Origin of the sequence: Klenkia taihuensis (assembly GCF_900112525.1) — a bacterium.
Classification (GTDB): Bacteria; Actinomycetota; Actinomycetes; order Mycobacteriales; family Geodermatophilaceae; genus Klenkia; species Klenkia taihuensis.
This window is the reverse complement of record NZ_FOMD01000002.1, coordinates 581,692-600,666: the sequence shown is the minus strand read 5'-3', so window position 1 is coordinate 600,666 and position 18,975 is coordinate 581,692. Positions and strand designations below refer to the sequence as shown.

Genomic DNA, 18,975 nt, shown 5'->3' with positions numbered 1-18,975 from the left:
GGGTCGCCCGCGTGCCGACCACCGGGAGGTGGCCACCACCGAGGACGTCCGCCCGCAGCTGACCGGCCGCGAGGCACCGCTGCCGGACCTGGTCCGCGCCGCCCTCGCGCTGCCGCTGCGCCGCGGGACGGCCACCACGGTGGTGCTCGCCGCCCTGGTCGTGCTCGCCGAGACCGTCGGCCTGGCCACCCGGCTCGCCTGCCGGGCCGCCGCCTGCGCACCGTGGACCGCCCGGTTCGACCTCGACGCCCTGGGCTCGGTGCCCCGCCTGCTCGTCACCTCGGTGCTCGCCGTCGCCGCGGTCTGCTGCTGGTGGGCGGTGCTGCGGGCCGGCCGGCACGGCGCCGGCATCTGGTGGGCCACCCTCGCGCTGGGGGCCGCCGTGCTGGCCGCGGCCAAGGCGACCTCGCTGCACTCGGTGCTGGAGGCCCGGCTGCCCGACGCGCAGCTGCTCTTCCTCGGCGTCAGCCTGCTCGGGCTGACCGTGGCCGTGGTCAGCGGCCGCTGGGTCCGCCGCGGCACCCGGGTCGCCGTGGTCACCTGGCTGGCGCTCTACGCGCTCGCCTCCGTCGGCCTCGCCGCGGTGTCGGTCGTGCTCGCGGGCACCGGCACGCTGGCCGGTGACCTGGCCAGCTACGTCGAGGAGACCGCCGAGGGCCTGTCCGCCGTCGGCCTGCTCGCCGCCGTCGCCGCGCAGGCCCGCGAGGTCTCCCGCCGCACCTAGCGCGCCAGCAGCTCCTCGGCCGTGCGGGTGTTGACGACCCGGTCGGCGGTGATGCCGGCCGCGGCGGCCCGCTCGCAGCCGGCGCCCTGCCAGTCCAGCTGACCCGGTGCATGCGCGTCGGTGTCGATGGAGAACTCGCAGCCCAGCTCCGCGGCCAGCGCCAACAGCCGGGACGGCGGGTCCAGCCGCTCGGGCCGGGAGTTGATCTCCACCGCGGTGCCGTGCTCGACGCAGGCGGCGAACACCGCCTCGGCGTCGAAGGTGCTCTCCGGCCGTGGCTTCTGCTGCTTGCCGCCGCGCTGCGTCCGCTCGACCAGCAGCCGGCCGGTGCAGTGCCCGAGGACGTCGGTGTGCGGGTTGGCCACCGCCTCGAGCATCCGCGGCGTCATCTGGGACGCCGGGGCGCGCAGGTCGGAGTGCACGCTGGCCACCACGACGTCGACCCGGGCCAGCAGCTCGTCGGTCTGGTCCAGCGACCCGTCGGCGTTGATGTCGCACTCGATGCCGGTGAGGATCCGGAACGGGGCCAGCTCCTCGTTCAGCTGCGCCACGACGTCCAGCTGCCGCTCCAGCCGCTCCGCGGACAGGCCGTTGGCCACCGTCAGGCGGGGGGAGTGGTCGGTCAGCGCCAGGTACTCGTGCCCGATGCCCATCGCGGCCAGCGCCATCTCCCGGATCGGGCTGCCGCCGTCGGACCACTCCGAGTGCGTGTGCAGGTCACCGCGCAGCGCCCGGCGCAGCTCCCCGGCCGCGCCCTCCAGCTCCACCGGCGGGTGCTGCGCCTTGAGGTCGGCCAGGTACTCGGGCTCCTCGCCGGCGTGGGCCTGCAGCACCACCGCCGCGGTCTTGGTCCCGATCCCCTTGAGGTCGGTCAGCGTCCGGGTCCGGATCCGCCGGTCCAGCTCGGCGTCGGACAGGCCGTCGACCACGCCGGCCGCGGTGCGGAAGGCCGACACCCGGTACGTGGGCTCGCGGGCGCGCTCCAGGAGGAAGGCGATCCTCCGGAGCGCGTCCGCCGGCGTCACGAGAGCCCGATCTCCTTGCCGACCTTCTTGGCCTGCTTCTTGAGCTTGCGCTGGGTGCGGCCCCGGCTGGCCTTCTTCTGCGCCTTCTCGGCCTTCTTCTGGGCCTTCTCGAACTTGGCCTCGGCCTTGGCGATCGCGGTGTCCGACGCGCGGCGCACCCGCCACCCGGCCGACGGCTTGCCCTCGGTGTCCACGGCGGCGATGAGCAGCCCACCCAGCAGACCGGCGTTCTTCAGGAAGTGCGCCTGGTTGCTGAACTTCTTCTCGTCGTCGCTGTCCTCCCAGAACCGGTGACCGGCCAGCGTCGTCGGCACGATCGAGCCGGCCAGCGCCAGCGCGGACAGGCGGGGGAACTTGCCGAGCGCGAACAGGATGCCGGCGCCGACCTTGACCCCGGCGTCGATCTTCACCCACTGCTCGACGTCGCGGGGCACCTCGACGGGCAGCTGCTCGTCGGCGGTCTTGGCGATCTGCTCCACGATCGGCTTGGCTCCCGGCACCCTGGTCTGGGGGTTGCGCAGGGTGTCGATGCCTCCGTACACGAACGAGGAGGCGAGCAACGGGCGGGCGATCCGGCGGACCAGCATGGGGACCTCTTCCTTCGACGGCGTCGGTGCGGTGCCTGCCCGGTCCGACCGGTCGGCAACCCTCCCCGGGACCGTAGTGACGACCGTCCCGGCCCGCCTCCGGAGAACCGACAGCTGATCGCAACATCCGGCGACCACACTGGGGCCGGTGACGACCCGGGTGCGCGACGACACCTGGGTGTGGGCGCTCGCCGGCCTGGCGCTGGGCCTCTTCGGCCTGGGTTTCGTGGTCCGCTGGCAGTGCACCCGCGGTGCCTGCGCGCTCGGGCGGCACGAGTGGCTGTTCGACCTGGACGCGGTCGGCAGCCTGCCGCGGCTGTTCACCACGTCGCTGTTCCTCGCCGCGACCGTGGTCGCCGTGCGGGTGGCCGCGCGGTCGGCCGGACGGCGCCGGCTGTGGTGGGCGGCGATCGCGGTGGTCGGGGTCGGCCTGGTGTTCGCCAAGCTGGTCAGCGCGCACTCGGTCGTGGAGGGCCTGGACGGCCGGGGCCTGACCCTGCTGGTCGGCACCGTGGCCACCGTCGTCGGGCTGCCGGTCCTGGCACGCCTGGGCCGCGCGTGGGGTGTGCCGGGCGCCCGGGCCGTGGTGCTGTCGCTGGCCGTCTACGCCGTGGCCGCCCTCGGGCTGGACCAGGTCACCGGCCTCGCGGCGGGGCTGGACCCCTCACCGCTGCCGGACGCCGCCGCCACCTTCGTCGAGGAGCTGGGGGAGGCGCTGGCCGCCCTCGGCGTGCTCGCCGTCGTCGTCCGGCGGCTGCCTCACCCCGCCGAGCGGTAGACCACCAGCCGCTGCCGCTTGGTGAACACGAACTCCGTCGCCGCCTCGCCGGTCTCGCCGTCGTAGGCCACCGGCTGCGGCCCGGACCGCGACACCACGCGCAGCCGCCGCACCTGGAACTGCGCGTAGGAGCGGGAGTGCTCGCTGGCGCCCAGCAGGGTGGCCAGCACCGCCCGGGTGCGGCCGAACCGCAGGTCGGCGCGCAGGTACTGCACGTCGAGCAGGCCGTCCTCCAGCGAGGGCCGCCAGGCCGGGGACAGCCCGCGCGGGGTGTAGACGCCGTTGCCGACGAACAGGATCCAGGCGCTCACCCGCCGGCCGTCCAGGTCCAGATCCACCGGCCGGCCGTCCCGCAGCACCTGCCCGGTGGCCACCGCCAGCGCCAGCCACTTGCCCAGCCGGCCCGACAGACGGTCCCGCCGGCGCACCATCTCCGGGTAGCTGCCGATGCTCGCGGTGTTCAGGAACGGCGTGCCGTTGACCGCGGCGACGTCGACCAGCACGCCGTCGCCGGCCTCCACCGCCGCGGCCGCCTCGCCGGGGGTGGCCACGCCGACGTCGCGGGCGAAGTGGTTCAGCGTGCCGGCCGGCAGCACCGCCAGCGGCAGCCCGTGCTCCAGCGCCACCGCCGCGGCGGCGGCCACCGACCCGTCGCCCCCGGCCACGCCGAGCGCCTTCGCGCCGCCCCGCACGGCCTCGGTGAGCAGGTCGGTCACGGAGTGCCCCTCGTCGACCTCCAGCACCTGCGCGCCGGGCAGCAGGTCGGCGATGTCGGCCGAGGGGTCGTAGTCGGCCCGGCCCGACCGCGGGTTGACCGCCACCACCAGGCCCTCGCCACGGGGCAGCGCGGGCGCCCGCTCGGTGTCGCGCACCTGCGCCGGGGTGCTCGGCCGCACCGGCCACCAGTGCCGGCTGGCCACCGCGACCGCACCGCCCACCGCCATGCCGGCCAGCACGTCACCGGGGTAGTGCACACCCACGTGCACCCGCGAGTAGCCCACGCCCAGCGCGACCGGGGCGACCAGCGCACCGGCCCACGGGCTCTCCAGCGCCACCCCGGTGGCGAACGCCGCCGCCGACGCCGAGTGCCCGCTGGGGAAGGACAGCGTGTCCAGCGACCGGTCCAGGCCCCGGCCGGGGGTCAGCCCGCCGGGGTCGGGACGCACCCGGCCGAACACCGGCTTGAGGACGACGTTGACCAGCGCGCTGGACACCAGCAGCGACCCGACGCCGCGCACCGCCGCCCGCCGCGGGGCGCCCTTCTTCGCGCCGAGCGCCAGGCCCACCCCCAGCCAGAGCTTGCCGTGGTCGGCGGCCTCGGACAGGCGGCGCAGCGCGCCGTCGGCCCGGGTCGCGGGCAGCCGGCCCACCCTCGCGTGCAGGCGGGCGTCCAGACGGCGGGCGGACAGGCGGGGGAACCGGGGCACCCGCGCACGCTAGCCGCGGGACCTGCACCCCACCCCTCGGGGTGAGATCGCACCCCGAGGGGGTGGGCCGGGGGCCGGACGGCGTCGATGCAGGGGGAGCCGAACCGCCACCTGATCGAGGGAAACCCCGTGCGCACCCGCCTCCGCCTGCTGCCCCTGCTCGCCGCCGTCGCCGTGGGCGCCGTCGTCACCGCCGGCCCGGCCGCGGCCGCCCCGGACCCCGCCTCGACCACCACGGCCCCCGTCACCGCGGCCCCCGTCACCGCGGACCCCACCCCGACCCCGGCGGACCCCACCTCTGTCCCGGACCCGACGACGGCCGCCCCCACCTCCGACCCGGCCCCGCCGGTCACCGCGGCGCCCCCCTCGACCGCGGCCCCCACCACCGTGGAGGCCCCGCCGGTCGTCGCCGAGCCGACCCAGGGCCCGGTCGTCGCGCAGCCGACCGCGGCCGCCCCCTCGACCCGCGCCCCCCGCACCCCGGTCGCGGCTCCGACCCGTCCGCGGGTCGCCGCCGCCGACCTGCCCGAGCAGCCCACCACCGGTGGCTCGGCGGAGGCCGGCACCGCCACCGCGCTCGCCGCCGGCGCCGCCACCGCCGCCCGCGCGGGTGCGCAGTCGGCCGCCGAGGCCGAGGCCGGCGAGCTGCTGGTCACCGGGTACGCCGCCCGCGCCAACCGGGCCGCCGCCATCGAGCTCGGCGCCCCCGCCGCCGACGTCGCCGCCGCGCTCGCCGAGGCCCGCACCGTGCAGCAGCTGGTCGCCGACCAGGTCGCCGCCGTCGAGGCCTCGCTGACCGCCGCGCAGGAGGCCCGCGCCGCCGCCGAGAACGCCCACGCCCAGGTGCTCGCGCTGCCGCAGACCGCCGCCGGCGTCGCCGCGCAGGCCGACTACGCCGCCCAGGTCGTCGCCGCGGCCGCCATCTCCGTGGACCGGGCCGCCGACGCCCTCGCCGTCGTCGAGCAGGCCGTCGCGCCGGTCGACGACGCCGTCGGGACCCTCGTCCGCCGGGTGGACCGGCTGGACCCGGCGTCCTCGGCCACCGCGCTGCCCGACGCCGCCGCTGCCTACGCGCTGGGCGGGGTCGTCGTCCTCGGGTTCGGGGTGGCCGGCTCGACCGCGGTCAGCCGCCGCCGCACCACCGTCCGCCGCCGGGTCGCCGCCGTCCGCGCCGGCCTGGTCTAGCTCTTCTTGCGGGCCCGGTAGGCCGCGACGGTCGAGCGGGAGGAGCAGGTGCTCGAGCAGTAGCGGCGGCTGGCGTTGCGCGAGGTGTCCAGGTAGACGTTGCCGCAGCCCTCCGCGGCGCACACGCCCAGCCGTTCCCAGCCGTGCTGCACGACGACCTGCGAGAGCCCCATGGCCACCGTGGTGGTCAGCTGCTCCAGCGCGCCGGCCTCGGGGGCGGCGTAGTGCAGGTGCAGGGTGCCGTCGTGGTCGGTGGCGTAGGGCCGGGGGCTGGCCAGCGCCAGCAGCGCGTTCAGCCGCTCGACGACCTCGACCCGGGACGACGCCAGGGCCACCTCGCGGACCAGGTCGGCGGTGGTGCCGGCCGCCTTCGCGTGCTTGCGGGACAGCTCCAGCCCGGTGCCCTCGGTGAACCACTCGTGGTGCGCGGCGCAGAAGGCCGACGCCCAGCCGTCGTCGGCGCGGTCGGCGTTGGCCAGGTCCACCGCGAGCTCCACGGCGTCGGACCCGTAGTCGTCGTAGTCCATCTCACACCCCTGTCGGTGTGTAGGAGGTCATATGGCTTTGACTCCCTACGCGGCGTCTCGTAGCGTCGGGAACACGTAGTGACCCAACGGGTGTTCGGTCCCTACGATTCCCTCCTCGTACGTCCTGAATCGAGCTCTCCCGTGCGTTCCTACCTCACCGTGTGGCGGCTGCCCTCCGCGCCGGTGCTGCTCGTCGCCGGCTTCGCCGGCCGGTTGCCGTCCGCCATGGTCCCCCTGGCGCTGCTGCTCCTGGTGCAGCAGCAGACCGGGTCCTACGCCGTCGCCGGCCTGGCGTCGGCCACCTACGGCATCGCGATGGCCGTGATGGCCCCGGTGCTGGGCCGGGTGGCCGACCGCCGCGGGCCCCGGCTGGTGCTGCTCACCCAGGCGATCAGCTACCCGCTGCTGCTGGTGCTGCTGGCCGGCGTCGTGCTCTCCACCTCCTGGGCGCCGGCGATCATCGCCGCCTCGGCCGCGGCCGGCCTGTCGACCCCGCTGGTCAGCGGCACGGTCCGGGCGCTGTGGTCGCGGGTCGACCCGCGGGTGCGCCCGACCGCCTTCGCCCTCGACGCCACCACCACCGAGCTGGTCTTCGTCGCCGGCCCCACCACGGTCGCCGCGGTGACCCTGCTGGCCAGCCCCGTGGCGGCGATCGCGCTGGCCGGGGTGCTCACCGTCGTCGGCACCCTGGGCCTGTCCTTCTCCGGCGCCATGCGCGCCTGGCGGCCGGCACCCCAGGTGCACAGGAGCCTGTTCGCCACCGTCACCGTCCCCGGCATGCCCCGGGTGCTGGTCTCGGGCACCGCGCTGATGCTCGGCTTCGGGGCCGTCGAGGTCGCCGTCCCGGCGTTCGCCGACGCCGCCGGCTCGCCCGGCCTGTCCGGCGTCCTGCTGGCCGTGTGGTCGCTGGGCTCGGTCGCCGGGGGGCTGTGGTTCGGCGCGCGGGTCGTCTCGGCGTCGCTGCCGCGGCTCTACCGCTGGGGTCTGCTGGGGACGACGATCGGCATGCTCCCGCTGGCCGCCGTCTCCTCGCCGCTGCTGCTGGGTGCGCTGCTGTTCCTGGGCGGCACCGCGATCGCCCCGACGCTGACCGTGCAGAGCTCGCTGGTGGGCTCCATCGCCCCGGCCGACGCCACCACCGAGGCCTTCACCTGGCTGTCCACCGTCGCCTTCGGCGCCTCGGCCATCGGTGCGGCCATCGGCGGCGCGGTGGTGGAGACCGGCTACGGCGTGGACGGCGCCCTGCTGCTGGCCGCGGGCATGACCGCGCTGGCGGTCGTCGTCACGCTCGTGCCCGGACGGCGGGTGCCCGCCGCGGTCCCGGCCGCGGCCTGAGACCCCCCTGGCGCCACCGGGGAGGAGCGCTGGTAGCCTTCCTCCTCGGTGGTTCCGGGGGAACTCGGATCCCGGGAGGCTTCGCCTAGTCCGGTCTATGGCGCCGCACTGCTAATGCGGTTTGGGGTAATCCCCCATCCCGGGTTCAAATCCCGGAGCCTCCGCGCAACAACTGCACACAGCACGCACCCGTAGCTCAACGGATAGAGCATCTGACTACGGATCAGAAGGTTAGGGGTTCGAATCCCTTCGGGTGCACGTCAGGTTGAGACAGCCACCGGCCCCGCACTCCTCGCGAGTGCGGGGCCGGTGTCTTTCCCCGGCACGGTGGGACTTCCGCGGCGGAAGCTCCGCGGCCAGGCGGCCATCGGCAGGCCCCGGCGGGGGCCCCGGACCCCGGCTACCTTGCTCGGCGTGACCGGCGCCACGGTCACGCCGAGCTGCGAGGAAGGACCGCCGACGATGGCCTCCATCACCTACGACCACGCGACCCTGACCTACCCGGGTGCCGAGCGCCCCTCGGTCGACGGGCTGGACCTGGAGATCGCCGACGGCGAGTTCCTGGTGCTGGTCGGGCCCTCGGGCTGCGGCAAGTCGACCTCGCTGCGCATGCTCGCCGGCCTGGAGGACGTGACCGAGGGCAGCATCCGCATCGGGGACAAGGACGTCACCCACGTGCCGCCGAAGAACCGCGACATCGCCATGGTCTTCCAGAACTACGCGCTCTACCCGCACATGACGGTGGCCGACAACATGGGCTTCGCGCTCAAGATCGCCGGCATGGGCAAGTCCGACATCCGGGCCCGGGTCGAGGAGGCCGCCAAGGTCCTCGACCTGACGGAGTACCTGGACCGCAAGCCCAAGGCGCTGTCGGGCGGCCAGCGCCAGCGCGTGGCCATGGGCCGGGCGATCGTGCGCAACCCGCAGGCCTTCCTCATGGACGAGCCGCTGTCCAACCTCGACGCCAAGCTGCGCGTGCAGACCCGCACGGAGATCGCCGCGCTGCAGCGCCGGCTGGGCACCACCACCGTCTACGTCACCCACGACCAGGTCGAGGCCATGACCATGGGCGACCGGGTCGCCGTCCTCAAGGACGGGCTGCTGCAGCAGGTGGACACCCCGCGCAACCTCTACGACCGCCCCGACAACCTCTTCGTGGCCGGCTTCATCGGCTCACCGGCGATGAACCTGGTCGAGGTCCCCGTCTCCGGCGGCCAGGCCACCGTCGGGGGCAGGACGATCCCGCTGCCCCGCGCGGCGGCCGCGGCGGCGCAGGGTGCGACGGTCACCATCGGCTTCCGCCCCGAGGCCACCACGCTGACCGGTGCCGAGGACGGCATCCCCTTCGAGGTCACCGTGGTGGAGGAGCTGGGCAGCGACGCCTTCGCCTACGGCAGCTTCACCGGCGCCCAGGCCGAGGGCCGGGACAAGCTGGTCACCGTCCGCGTGCCGGCCCGCCAGGTGCCGATGAAGGGCGAGACCGTGCACCTGCGGATCGACCCGGAGGAGCTGCACGTCTTCGACACCGCCACCGGCGGGCGGCTCAGCGACTGACCCCCGCCAGCCAGCGGGGGCCGGTGGCGAACGCCTGCGCCGCCGCCCCCGCGGCCCCGCGCGCCCAGTCGTGCGGGTCGTGGTCGCGCACCGTCAGCTCGACCGGGCGCGCCCGCGGGTCCCGGTGGTCGTCCAGCGCCGCGCGCAGCGCGTCGTGGCCCACCACGGCGAGGTCGGCGCCCTCGCCGACCAGCAGCACCTGGTCCACCCCGGTCACCCCGGCGACCAGCGCGACCAGCCGGCCCAGGTGGGCGGCGGCGTCGTCGAGCACCTGCCGCGCCCGCCGGTCGCCGTCCACGGCGTCGGCGAGCAGCTCGGACCAGGTGGTGGGCAGCCCGGTGGCCACCTGTGCGGCGGCCAGCAGCGCCGGGGTGCCCAGCAGGGCGGTGACGCAGCCGCGGTGCCCGCGCGGGCACCGCGGGCCGGTCGCCTCCAGCGGCAGGTGACCCAGCGGCTGCAGCCCGGCGTCGGGGCTGTCGACCACCCGGTCGGCCACCACCAGGCCGTGCCCGACGCCGGCGCCCAGCGCCAGCACCGCGAAGCCGGTGTATTCGCGGCCCAGGCCCGTCCAGTGCTCGGTGCGGGTGGCGCAGGTCAGCTCGTCCCGGACGACGACCTCCGCCCCGGTCGCCTCCCGCAGCGGCCCGGCCAGGTCCACCGGCGGACGGCGGCCCAGCACGTCGGCCTGCACCCGGCCCGCGGCGTCCACCTGGCCGTCGACCGCCAGGCCCACCGCGTCCGGCCGCGGCACACCCAGCTCGCCGGCCAGCGCGGCGACGGCGTCCAGCACCGCCTCCGGCGTCGCCCCGGTCAGCGACACGCAGGCCCGGCCCCGCACCCCGGCCCGCAGGTCGGTGACCACGCCCCACGCCGACCCGGCGGCCAGTGCAACGCCCAGGACGCGGTGCGCGTCCAGGGCGACGTCCAGCGGCCGGGTGGGACGGCGGGTGACCGGGTCGGTGACCGGGTCGGTCTCCACCAGCACCCCGGCGTCCAGCAGCGCCGAGCCCAGCCGGGTGAGGCTGCCGGCGGACAGGCCCAGCGCGCGGGCGACGGCGCCGCGCGGCACCGGGCCGAAGCGCAGCACGTGCCGGGCCACCTGGCCGGCGCTGTCCGCCTCGGCCAGTTGTGTGATCCCGGTCACACGTGGGCCTTCCGCCGTGGAATCACAGCGGGAAGCTGACGTACTTCGTCGTCAGGTACTCCCCGATGCCCTCGTGCCCGCCCTCGCGGCCCAGCCCCGACTGCTTGACCCCGCCGAAGGGGGCCGCCGGGTCGGAGACCACGCCGCGGTTGAGGCCGACCATGCCCGACTCCAGGGCCTCGGCCAGGCGCAGGCCGCGGGCCAGGTCGCCGGTGTAGACGTAGGCGACCAGGCCGAACGGGGTGGCGTTGGCCAGTGCGAGGGCCTGCTCGTCGGTGTCGAAGGTGGTGATGGGGGCGACCGGGCCGAAGGTCTCCTCGGTCAGCGCCGGGGCGCCCTCGGGGACGTCGACGAGGACGGTGGGCGGGTAGAAGAAGCCCGGGCCCTGCGGCCGGGTGCCGCCGGTGAGCACGCGCGCGCCCGCGTCGACGGTGCCGGTGACGATGCGGTCGACCTTGGCGACGGTCTCCTCGTTGACCAGCGGGCCGAGGGTGACGCCCTCGTCGGTGCCGCGGCCGCTGGTCATCGCCGCCATCCGCTCCGCCAGCTTGCCGGCGAAGGCCTCGGCGACCGGGGCCTGCACGTAGAACCGGTTGGCCGCGGTGCACGCCTCGCCGCCGTTGCGCATCTTGGCCAGCATCGCGCCGTCGACCGCGGCGTCGAGGTCGGCGTCGTCGCACACCACGAACGGGGCGTTGCCGCCGAGCTCCATCGAGGAGACCAGCACCTGGTCGGCGGCCTGCTTGAGCAGGATCTTCCCGACCTCGGTGGACCCGGTGAAGCTGATCTTGCGCAGCCGCGGGTCGGCCATCGCGGTGGCCACGACCTCCTCGGCGTCCATCGTGGGGACGACGTTGACCACGCCGTCGGGCACCCCGGCCTCGGCGAGGACCTGGGCGAGCAGCAGGGCGGTGAGCGGGGTGTCCTCGGCGGGCTTGACCACGCTGGTGCAGCCGGCGGCGATGGCCGGGCCGAGCTTGCGGGTGAGCATCGCGGCGGGGAAGTTCCACGGGGTCACCAGCAGGCAGACCCCGACCGGCTGGTGGGTGACCACGGTGCGGGTGCCGCCGGCCGGGGCGACCCGGTAGTCGCCGTCGATGCGCACGGCCTCCTCGGCGAACCAGCGGAAGAACTCCGCGGCGTAGGTCAGCTCGGCCTTGGCGTCGGGCAGTGCCTTGCCGTTCTCCAGGCTCATCAGCCGGGCGAACTCCTCGGCCCGGTCGGTGAGGATCTGGAACGCCCGGCGCAGCATCTCCGAGCGCTGCCGGGGCGGGGTGGCGGCGAACCCGGGCAGCGCGGCCGAGGCGGCGTCCACGGCGGCGGTGACGTCGTCGGTCGTGCCGTCGGCGACCTGGGCGAGCAGCGAGCCGTCGGCCGGGTCCAGCACGTCGAAGGTCGCCCCCGAGGACGCCGCCCGCCACTGCCCACCGATGAACAGGCCGGTGGGGACGGGGGACTCGATGCCGGTCAGGCGCACGCTGGAGGTCACGCGGGCCACCCTAGGCCGGGCTGCGGCCGGGTGGTGGGCTGTGGGGCGGGGCGCCGGTCCTGGCGGTCTGGCCGCGTTGGTCGGTCTCCGTCGGTGGTGCTGAGGAGCCATCTCTTCGCCGGCTGCCCCGCCCACGACCACTGTGACCCAGGCCACTCGCGGGCGTCAACCCCCGCTCGGCGTGTCCCGGAGGGTCGAGTGCCGGCGGGCGTAGCCGACGTAGACCAGCCCGGCCAGCGCGAGCCAGCCGGCGAAGAGCAGGAAGGTCGTGGCCGACAGCCCGGCGACCAGGTAGAGGCAGAACAGCACCGACAGCACCGGAACCACCGGGTAGCCCGGCACCCGGAACCCCCGCGGCAGGTCGGGGTCGGTGCGGCGCAGCACGAGCACGCCGACCGACACGACGGCGAAGGCGACGAGGGTGCCCATCGAGGTCAGGTCGACCAGGAAGTCCAGCGGCAGGAACCCGGCCAGCGCGCCCACGAACAGCGCCACCAGCAGCGTGCCGCGCACCGGCACCCGGGTGCGCGGGTGCAGCCGGGAGAACACCCGCGGCACCATGCCGTCGCGGCTCATCGCGTAGAGGATCCGGGTCTGGCCGTACATCGTCACCAGCGTCACCGAGAAGATGGAGACGACGGCGCCGGCGGCCAGCACCACGGCCGGCCAGGTCGCGCCGGTGACCCGCTCGAGGATGACCGCCAGGCCCGCCGTCTGGCCCTCGAAGTCACCGGCCGGCTGCGCGCCGACCGCCGCGAAGGCGACCAGCAGGTAGACCACGGTGACCACGGCCAGGGCGCCCAGCACCGCCCGGGGCAGCGTGCGCCGCGGATCGCGGACCTCCTCCCCGGCGGTGGACACGGCGTCCAGGCCGATGAAGGAGAAGAAGATCGACGACGCCGCAGCGCTGATCCCGGCCACGCCCAGCGGGGCGAACGGCGTCAGGTTGCCGCTGTCGAAGCCGGTCAGGGCGAGGACGACGAACAGCAGCAGCACGCCGACCTTGACCACGACCATCACCGCGTTCACGGTCGTGGACTCGCTGGCGCCCCGGACCAGCAGCAGCGCGCACAGCGCCACCAGCACCAGCGCGGGCAGGTTGACCACGCCGCCGGCGCCGGGGGCGGCGGCCAGCGCGTCGGGGATCGTGACGCCGAGGGTGTCGCGCAGCAGCTGGTCCAGGTACTCCGACCAGCCCACGCTCACCGCCGCCGAGCTGACCGCGTACTCCAGCACCAGGCACCAGCCGACGACGTAGGCGACCAGCTCGCCCAGGGTCGCGTAGGCGTAGGAGTACGACGAGCCCGACGCCGGGATCGCCGAGGCCAGCTCGGCGTAGCAGAGCGCGGTGAACCCGGCGGTGACCGCGGCGAGCACGAACCCGACCGTGACCGCGGGCCCCGCCTCGGGCACCGCGGTGCTGAGCACGAAGAAGATGCCGGTGCCGATGGTGGCGCCGATGCCCAGCGCCATCAGGCCGAAGGTGCCGATGCTGCGGGCCAGGCCCGACTCGGGCTCGGCCGAGACCGGTTTGCGGCGGAGCAGCTGGGACGTCACCGTCGCACGGTAGGTCAGGCCCGGCGCAGCACGCCCGGGGAGAGCTGGTCCACCGCGGTGTGCCCGGTCAGCCCGAGGGTCAGGTCGAACTCGCCGACGACGTCCTCGACCACCTGGCGGACGCCGGCCTCCCCGGCCAGGCCCAGCCCGTAGACGTAGGAGCGGCCCAGCAGGCAGGCCCGCGCGCCCAGCGCGGTGGCCACGAGCACGTCGGCGCCGCTGCGGACGCCGGAGTCCAGCAGCACCGGCACCCGGTCGCCGACCGCCTCGACCACGTCGGGCAGCGCGTCCAGGGCGCCGACCGAGCGGTCCACCTGGCGGCCGCCGTGCGTGCTGACCACCAGCCCGTCCACGCCGGCGTCCAGGGCCTGGCGGGCGTCGTCGGGGTGCAGCACGCCCTTGAGCACCAGCGGCAGCGACGTCCGGGAGCGCAGCCAGGCCAGGTCGGCCCAGGTGATCGAGGGCCGGGAGTAGATGGCCAGGAACGTCTCGACGGCGGCGCGGGGGAGCGGGGAGCGCAGGTTGTCGGCCAGCGACCCGGGCCAGGCCTTCGCCATGCCGACCAGCGCCCGGACGGCGGCCAGGGTCGGCCGGGGCTGCGGCGGACGCGGCCCGGCCGCCGCGGCGCGCTCGGTGACCAGCCGGCGGAAGACCGGGTCGGAGGTGTACTGCGCGATGCCCTTGCCCAGGGCGAAGGGCAGGTGGCCGAGGTCCAGGTCGCGGGGCCGCCAGCCCAGCATCGTGGTGTCCAGGGTGACCACGACGGCCTCGCAGCCGCTGGCCTCGGCGCGGTGCAGCAGGCTCTCGACCAGCTCGTCGGAGGTCGACCAGTACAGCTGCACCCACCGGGGGGAGTCGCCCATCGCCGCGGCGGTGGTCTCCATCGGCACCGACGCCTGGTTGGAGAAGACCATCGGGATCCCGGTGGCCGCCGCGGCCCGGGCGACGGCCAGGTCGGCCTCGCGGTGCACCAGCTCCAGCGCGCCCACCGGGCCCAGCAGCAGCGGGGCGGGCAGCCGCCGGCCGAACAGCTCGACCGAGGTGTCCCGCGCGCTGACGTCGCGCAGCACCCGCGGCACCACCTGCCAGCGGTCGAACGCGGCCCGGTCGGCCCGCACCGTGGCCTCCCCGCCGGCGCCGCCGGCGACGTAGCCCAGCGCCCGCTCGGTCAGCCTCCGCCGGGCCGCCTCGGCCAGCGCGGTGTGCACCGTGGGCACCCGCGGACGGCGGCCGTACACGCCGGCCCGGTAGACCTCGTCCTGCCGCCGCCGACCGGTACCCGCCCCTGCGTCCATCCCGCGACGCTAACCACCGCCGCCGGTCCGCGTCAGGTGGGCCAGGACCGCGAGCACCCGCCGGTGCGATCCGGGGGACTCCACCAGGCCCAGCTTGTCGAAGATCGACCGCATGTGGGTCTCCACGGTCCGCTCGGCGAGGACCAGCGCCGAGGCCACCGCTGCGTTCGACCGGCCCTGGGCCACCAGCTCCAGCACGTCCCGCTCCCGCGGGCTGAGCCGGTGCAGCGGGTCGTCGTCCCGGCGCGGCCGGACCAGGGCGGCGACGACGAGCGGGTCGAGGGCGGACCCGCCCCGGGCCACCCGGCCGACCGCGTCGAGGAAGTCGTCCTCGTGCAGCACCCGGTCCTTGAGCAGGTAGCCGAACCCGGGTTCACCGACGAGGTCGGCGACGTGGCCGGTCTCCACGTGCTGGGACAGCAGCAGGACCGGCAGCCCGGGGTGCCGCGCGCGCAGCTCCCGGGCGGCCTGCATCCCGTCGTCGGTCATCGACGGAGGCATCCGGACATCGGCCACCACCAGGTCCACCGGCCGCGGCCCGGGCGGCAGCGCGGCCCGCAGGCGATCGGCGTCGGGGACGGCGGTGACCTCGTGGCCGGCGTCGGCGAGCAGCCGGACCAACCCCGCCCGGAACAGGGCGGAGTCCTCGGCGACGAGGACGCGCACGGTTCACAGCTCCGCGGTCACGGTCGTGCCCGCACCGGCGGGGCTGTCCACCGCGAGCCGTCCGCCGACCGCGAGCACCCGGTCGCGGACGGTCCGCAGCACGGCCCCGCCTCCCGTCCCGCCGTCCCCGGCGCCGCCGACGCCGTCGTCGTGCACCTGCACGCGCAGCCGGCCGCCGACGTGCTCGATGCACACCGCCGCCCGGTCGGCCCGCGCGTGCTTGTAGGTGTTCGCGAGGGCCTCGGCCACGACGAAGTAGGCCGTGGTGGTCCGGACCTCGTCGACGGCGCCGGCCGGGCCGGCCCCGTCCAGGCCCGCCGCGACCACCTCCACCGGCAGGGGGCCGGCGGCGGCCAGCTCGCGGACGGCGGCCACCAACCCGTCGTCGAGCCGGGCGGGCCGGACGCCGTGCGCCAGCCGCCGCAGCTCGGCGACCACCTGCTCGATGCCGTGCACCGCGGCGTCCAGCTCCACCGACTCGTCCGCTGGCAGGTCACCGGTCCGGGCGAGCCGGCGCAGCGCCATCCCGATGGCCAGCAGGTCCGTCTGCGCCCCGTCGTGCAGGTCGCGCTCCAGCCGGACCCGCTCGGCCGCGGCCGCCCCGACCAGCCGGGCGCGGCTGTCCCGCACCGCGGTCAGCGCGGCCCGCAGACCCACCTGCAGGCGCGCCAGCTCGATCGGCAGGCCCAGTTCGAGGACCGCCTCCCGGGCCACCCGCAGCCGCCGGGTCCCCACCCTGCCCAGGCGCAGCACGCCGACGTCGACCCCGTGGGAGCGCAACGGGACCAGACCCGGGTCGCCGCCCGGCGGCTCCCCGGCCGAGGCGCCGCCGGGGGTCACCAACCCGTCCCCGCCGGGCAGCCGCAGCAGCAGGTCGAGGTCCGGGTCGTCGAGCACTGCGCGCAGCACCGCGGTGACCCCGGCCGGGTCCGCCCGGCCGTCGCGCACGTCGTGCACCCAGGACCGCAGCCGGGCGTGCAGCACCGTCCGCTCCCGGTCCAGCACCCGTCCGGCCACGGCCAGCGCCCGGCGGTGCAGCGGCAGCAGACCGACGGCGGCCAGGAACGCACCGGCGGCCGCGCCGGCCGCGGTGTCCTGGCCGGGGACCAGCCGGACGGTGGCCCACACGCCGACCGCGAACACCGCGGCCGCGGTCACGGCCGTGGCCAGCCACGCGGCCGTCTGGCCGAGCAGCCGGTCGACGTCGAGCACGTCGTGGCGCAGCACGGCCACGGCCACCGATGCGGGCACCGCCAGCAGCAGCGCGGCCAGGACCGGCAGGTAGGCGGGCCCGGCCGGGACCCCGGCCAGCTGCGCCCCCCAGCCGGCGGCCAGCAGCACCGGCACCGAGCTCGCCCCGAGCGCCAGCCACCCCACCTGCCGCCGCACCCGTGGCGGGCCCCGCCGGTGGCGCACCACCAGCGGCGCGACCGAGGCCGCCAGGGCGAGGAGCAGGGCGAGGTACCCGGGGAGCAGGACCGCCGGGGGCACCCGGAGGACACCGGCGCCGACCAGCCCCAGCACGACCTGGAGGGAGACGGCGACGGCGAGGAAGGCCGCAGGCAGCAGGCGCCACCGGGCCCCGGGCAGCACCCCGTCCGGGAAGACCTGGCACAGCAGGCCGAACCCGGTGACGAGGTGCACCCACCCACCGGAGGACAGCGCGGCACCCAGGTCGCCGCCGACGACCGCGCCGGCGGCCTGCAGGGTGAAGGCCAGGGCCGGCAGCGCGGCCAGCGCGGTCAGGGCGGGCCCCACCGGGCTGTCCGGTCGGCGGACGGCGAGCAGGGCGCCCAGCAGGACGGTCGGCGCGAGCGCGACCAGCGTCAGCAGCGCATCGACGCCGTCCACCCGGTCCGGGGCGAGGGCCCGCAGGGCCAGCTGCACGCCGGCGCACCCGAGCCAGCCGACCACCAGCAGGACGGTCAGCGCGCGGGTGCGGGGCAGCGCCACCCGGCCATGCTGGCCCACCTGCGGGCCCCGCGGTACCCGTGCCAGCACGCAGCTGTTCCCCGGTGGGCGCCACGATGCGCCGGGGCGGCGGGACGCCGGAGGCTCCCGGCATGGAGATCATCGTGCTGCTGCTCGTGCCCCTGCCCCTCGGTCTGCTGGTGCGCCACCGCACCGCCGGCTTCGTCGCGTACACCGCCGTGCACGCCTTCGTGTTCACCTTCCAGTCGCTCGTCCTCGTGGTGGGGTGGGCCGGCGGGGTCGGGCGGAGCGCATTCGGCGCGTTCCCGGCCGCCGACATGGGTGAGGTGTGGGCCTACGGCGCGGTCAACCTGGTGGTGTACGCGGTGGGCCTGGGGCTGCTGGTGGCCGGTCAGCGGGTCGCCGGTCGGCGCCGGGCTGAGCAGTCCGCCGTGGACGTCACCCCCGTCGGCTGACCCCGGTGGAGCCGTCGCGCCCCACCGGCCCCACCCGCCCCGACACGCCGGTGACACGCCCGGGACCTGCAGGTACCCCTGGACGGCGGGGGGAGGGCCCGGGTCATCATGGGGTGCCCGGGGCCCGCGGCCGCGCCCCCGGACGACCAGCCACGGGGAGGTGCGGGGTGCGCAGCGCGACGACGGGACCGGTGCCCGTGCGCCTGCCGACCCTGCTGCAGAGCGGGGTGCTGGCCCTGGCGATGACGCTGGCCGGTGTGCTGCTGGCCGCACCGGCGCTGGCCGAGCCGACGGGGACCCCGACGCCCAGCACGACGGCGTCGGCGGTCGTGGACCCGGCCCGGCCCACCGCCCGGCTGCTGCACGGGCCCAACTGCTCCGACGGGTTCGTGCGCGTCGAGGTCACCAACGGGTCCGCCGAGCACACGGTCGCGCTCACCTACGACGGCGTCGACACCGGCACCCCGGCGACCCTGGCCGTCGGGGAGCGGACCGTCCTCGAGGGCGCCGAGCTGGACTGGGGCACCCGCGCCGAGGTCGGCGTCGCCGTCACCGGGGTCGACGGGCCCGAGGAGCCCCTGGACCTGGGTGACTGGACCCGTCCGACCGAGGAGGACTGCGACGCCGTCGCCGGGCCGACCGGGACCACGTCGCCCACCACCGCACCGACCTCCACCGCGCCGCCGTCCACCGCTGGGCCGACGACGTCGTCCGGCCCGTCCGGTGCCCCGACCACGCGCCCCACCCCGACGACCACCGCGACCCCGCGCCCCCCGACCGGCACCCCGTCCACCTCGCCCCGGCCGACGAGCGAGGTCCCGGCCACGCCGACCTCCTCCGGCGGCTCGACCTCCCCGTCCGGGGCGGGTGCCGCCCCCACGGTCGGCGGCTCCTCCTCCACCGGCCAGGTGTCCCCGGGCAGCGTGCTGACCATCCGCGGCACCGGGTTCGCCCCCGGCGAGGCGGTCACCGTCACGCTGGCCGGGAGCACCGCCCCGCTGGCCACGGTCACCGCCGACGACCAGGGCCGGGTGGAGGCCGTGGTGCAGATCCCGCAGGACGTCGTCCTCGGGCCGGCCGTCGTCCGGCTGGTCGGGGTGGACTCGTCCTCGGCCACCGAGGTGGCCCTCGAGGTCGCCGCCCGCGACACCCCCGGGGCCACCGGGCGCACCCCGTGGCCGCTGATGGCCGCGGGTCTGCTGCTGCTCGCCCTCGCGACCACCCTGGCGACCATCGCTGCCCGGCGTCCCCGGCGCGACGACTGGCAGCCGCCCGCCGGCGCCGAGGGCTGAGCC

General features: G+C 76.4%; 17 protein-coding genes and 2 tRNA genes. 9 read left to right on the top strand and 10 right to left on the bottom strand.

Translation table 11 applies throughout. The features are described 5' to 3' along the window. The first annotated feature begins 28 nt into the window (after window positions 1–28). Window positions 29–724: a hypothetical protein gene (locus tag BM158_RS10875; protein ID WP_091557830.1), complete on the top strand. Its 696-nt coding sequence runs from the start codon at window positions 29–31 to the stop codon at window positions 722–724. Here BM158_RS10875 and BM158_RS10870 read toward each other — a convergent pair. After that, window positions 721–1,749, bottom strand: a complete 1,029-nt coding sequence (locus tag BM158_RS10870) for a PHP domain-containing protein (RefSeq protein ID WP_091557826.1) — start codon at window positions 1,747–1,749, stop codon at window positions 721–723. The genes BM158_RS10875 and BM158_RS10870 overlap by 4 nt on opposite strands. Then, a complete protein-coding gene (locus tag BM158_RS10865) occupies window positions 1,746–2,336 on the bottom strand; it encodes a DoxX family protein (protein WP_191328687.1) in 591 nt (196 codons plus the stop codon). The genes BM158_RS10870 and BM158_RS10865 overlap by 4 nt, the downstream gene beginning before the upstream one ends. Window positions 2,337–2,484: 148 nt before the next feature. On the opposite strand from BM158_RS10865, the gene BM158_RS10860 reads away from it, so the two are divergent. After that, window positions 2,485–3,114, top strand: coding sequence for a hypothetical protein (locus BM158_RS10860; RefSeq protein ID WP_131802020.1), 630 nt, complete (start codon window positions 2,485–2,487; stop codon window positions 3,112–3,114). Here the strand turns inward: BM158_RS10860 and BM158_RS10855 are convergent. Next, window positions 3,096–4,541: a bifunctional phosphatase PAP2/diacylglycerol kinase family protein gene (locus BM158_RS10855; protein WP_207506389.1), complete on the bottom strand. Its 1,446-nt coding sequence runs from the start codon at window positions 4,539–4,541 to the stop codon at window positions 3,096–3,098. The two genes, BM158_RS10860 and BM158_RS10855, sit on opposite strands and share 19 nt — an antisense overlap. Before the next feature lie 129 nt (window positions 4,542–4,670). Here BM158_RS10855 and BM158_RS10850 point away from each other — a divergent pair, with 129 nt between their 5' ends. Then, window positions 4,671–5,726, top strand: a complete 1,056-nt coding sequence (locus BM158_RS10850; RefSeq protein ID WP_131802019.1) for a hypothetical protein — start codon at window positions 4,671–4,673, stop codon at window positions 5,724–5,726. Here BM158_RS10850 and BM158_RS10845 read toward each other — a convergent pair. Continuing rightward, window positions 5,723–6,253 carry a CGNR zinc finger domain-containing protein gene (locus tag BM158_RS10845; RefSeq protein WP_091557817.1) on the bottom strand — a complete coding sequence of 177 codons (531 nt, stop codon included), beginning with the start codon at window positions 6,251–6,253 and terminating at the stop codon, window positions 5,723–5,725. The two genes, BM158_RS10850 and BM158_RS10845, sit on opposite strands and share 4 nt — an antisense overlap. A 141-nt stretch (window positions 6,254–6,394) precedes the next feature. Between BM158_RS10845 and BM158_RS10840 the strand changes: the two genes are divergently transcribed. The 4 genes from BM158_RS10840 to BM158_RS10825 all read left to right on the top strand — a co-directional run bounded on the left by BM158_RS10840 (window position 6,395) and on the right by BM158_RS10825 (window position 9,142). Next, window positions 6,395–7,588 (top strand): MFS transporter, encoded by a 1,194-nt coding sequence (locus tag BM158_RS10840; RefSeq protein ID WP_091557813.1) that lies wholly within the window; start codon window positions 6,395–6,397, stop codon window positions 7,586–7,588. A 74-nt stretch (window positions 7,589–7,662) separates the two neighbouring features. Continuing rightward, window positions 7,663–7,752 (top strand) — tRNA-Ser (locus tag BM158_RS10835). 21 nt (window positions 7,753–7,773) lie between these two features. Beyond that, window positions 7,774–7,846 (top strand) — tRNA-Arg (locus tag BM158_RS10830). 156 nt (window positions 7,847–8,002) lie between these two features. After that, window positions 8,003–9,142, top strand: a complete 1,140-nt coding sequence (locus BM158_RS10825) for an ABC transporter ATP-binding protein (RefSeq protein WP_457920187.1) — start codon at window positions 8,003–8,005, stop codon at window positions 9,140–9,142. Here the strand turns inward: BM158_RS10825 and BM158_RS10820 are convergent. The 6 genes from BM158_RS10820 to BM158_RS10795 form a co-directional block, all read right to left on the bottom strand. After that, window positions 9,132–10,286 carry an ROK family protein gene (locus BM158_RS10820; RefSeq protein ID WP_091557807.1) on the bottom strand — a complete coding sequence of 385 codons (1,155 nt, stop codon included), beginning with the start codon at window positions 10,284–10,286 and terminating at the stop codon, window positions 9,132–9,134. The two genes, BM158_RS10825 and BM158_RS10820, sit on opposite strands and share 11 nt — an antisense overlap. Before the next feature lie 22 nt (window positions 10,287–10,308). Further along, window positions 10,309–11,775, bottom strand: coding sequence for an NAD-dependent succinate-semialdehyde dehydrogenase (locus BM158_RS10815; protein WP_229827694.1), 1,467 nt, complete (start codon window positions 11,773–11,775; stop codon window positions 10,309–10,311). Window positions 11,776–11,940: 165 nt separating this feature from the next. Continuing rightward, the gene (locus BM158_RS10810) at window positions 11,941–13,332 is read right to left on the bottom strand and encodes an amino acid permease (protein ID WP_229827695.1); all 1,392 of its coding nucleotides are present in this window, start codon (window positions 13,330–13,332) and stop codon (window positions 11,941–11,943) included. Window positions 13,333–13,346: 14 nt separating this feature from the next. Beyond that, window positions 13,347–14,627 (bottom strand): alpha-hydroxy-acid oxidizing protein, encoded by a 1,281-nt coding sequence (locus tag BM158_RS10805; protein ID WP_091557801.1) that lies wholly within the window; start codon window positions 14,625–14,627, stop codon window positions 13,347–13,349. Between the two features lie 9 nt (window positions 14,628–14,636). Further along, window positions 14,637–15,293, bottom strand: coding sequence for a LuxR C-terminal-related transcriptional regulator (locus BM158_RS10800; RefSeq protein WP_091557798.1), 657 nt, complete (start codon window positions 15,291–15,293; stop codon window positions 14,637–14,639). Between the two features lie 3 nt (window positions 15,294–15,296). Beyond that, a complete protein-coding gene (locus tag BM158_RS10795; protein ID WP_091557796.1) occupies window positions 15,297–17,246 on the bottom strand; it encodes a sensor histidine kinase in 1,950 nt (649 codons plus the stop codon). Window positions 17,247–17,356: 110 nt separating this feature from the next. Here BM158_RS10795 and BM158_RS10790 point away from each other — a divergent pair, with 110 nt between their 5' ends. Then, window positions 17,357–17,680: a hypothetical protein gene (locus BM158_RS10790; protein WP_091557792.1), complete on the top strand. Its 324-nt coding sequence runs from the start codon at window positions 17,357–17,359 to the stop codon at window positions 17,678–17,680. A gap of 197 nt (window positions 17,681–17,877) precedes the next feature. Beyond that, the gene (locus BM158_RS10785) at window positions 17,878–18,972 is read left to right on the top strand and encodes a hypothetical protein (RefSeq protein WP_131802018.1); all 1,095 of its coding nucleotides are present in this window, start codon (window positions 17,878–17,880) and stop codon (window positions 18,970–18,972) included. Window positions 18,973–18,975 lie beyond the last annotated feature (3 nt).